Genomic DNA, 1,435 nt, shown 5'->3' on the forward strand with positions numbered 1-1,435 from the left:
TACACCAGAGATATCCCTGCTTACAGATCACATTACCGTCAACCATAACATTTGCCAATGGTACTGGACTTTCATCCATACGTAGCACTTTGCTGTTATTTGAAACCTGGTGTTTAATCAGTTTACAAACACCTTCAAGATACGATCTAGAGAAAGATATAGATAGTACATTAAGGTGACCTCTAGATATAATTTGATCTACAGCGGTAGCAAGTGATGATGTCTTATGATAGCGAGAGGCACTGCTATAGAGCAGATATGCTTCCAAAAGATCAGCCATCAGACCAACATTGGAATGGCATCCTTTAAACAATGGCATCAGGGATGATATTGTGGGGTCAAAGACTGTAGGTCCAGATATTTTCAACACATGTGCCTGTTTTTTTATATCTGAAGCCCTGTGGTTGCATGCAGTGCTAAATCTATAGCTTCTCTGGTTATTGTTTTTAGCCTTATTAATTCTTTTTGATTCATCTTCGCAATTAAATCTACTGTCTTTCTTTGCTTTAGCATCGGACTCAGGCAGGTGTAATCTATCTTCCTCACCATATGGTGTGATGGCCTCATAAAGTATCTTATCGGTATTAATTTCATCAAGGGACATTACACACTCATGCTCACATTCTACTCCTTTAACCTTGTAGCTTGAAATAATGACAAAAGCTTCGCCCAAGTCATAAGTTTTACCTGATACTATGCGAGTACTACTCTTATCTTGAATCGTAAACTCTTCATATTTATTACATTTCTTGCAAAATGCCTTAAATGTCTTGTTTGCTGGCTCTATTACGTAGTTAGCTTGCTTTATATACTTGACATTGCATAGTTTATGTGAGTCATCTTTCTGATCTTGATTAGGTAGTACTTTAGTCTTAGGCATGAAGTGATGAAGGGCATTTTCATTTATAAATGTGAACACGTCTTGCAATTCATAGTCGTGGCGAAGTATACAATCAAGGATTGTAGAAGGCTTGTCAGGATATGGGGTTTGTTTTCTGAAGCTAAAAAAATTCTTTACAAGATTCGAATTGTTCATGCTCTCTTTTTGAATGGCCGCAACCTCAGGGACATTGTGACCGAATTCTTTCTCTGCAGAGCCTTTGACTATTTCCTTTTTACGCGACTTTCTTTCTGCGACAAAATCATCATCATCATCATCATCATCGTCATCTTCTTCTTGATTCTCGTCGACATCTTCTGCGTTAGGATCATGTACATCTGCTTTGCTTTTTTCGCTCTTTGAAAGCTTTAAATGACGCTCAATGATATAAGCTACTCGGCTTTGATTAAGTTCAATACAGATCTCAATAATGAAATCTAAGATATTCTTTAAAGGGCTTATTTGGCCATCAAGCAAATTCAGCGAAAAGCAACTACCGAGACAATCGAACAGGGTTTTATCAATGTTATGAACTTTTATAATGAACTCATGAAG

1 protein-coding gene is annotated in these 1,435 nt (G+C 37.2%); it reads right to left on the reverse strand.

What is annotated here, in order from left to right:
• Positions 1–1,435: hypothetical protein (locus H524_RS17495; RefSeq protein ID WP_044122359.1), on the reverse strand; the 1,435-nt coding region annotated here is incomplete at both ends.

The sequence above is a fragment of the Anaerobiospirillum succiniciproducens DSM 6400 genome, assembly GCF_000482845.1.
GTDB classification, from domain to species: domain Bacteria; phylum Pseudomonadota; class Gammaproteobacteria; order Enterobacterales; family Succinivibrionaceae; genus Anaerobiospirillum; species Anaerobiospirillum succiniciproducens.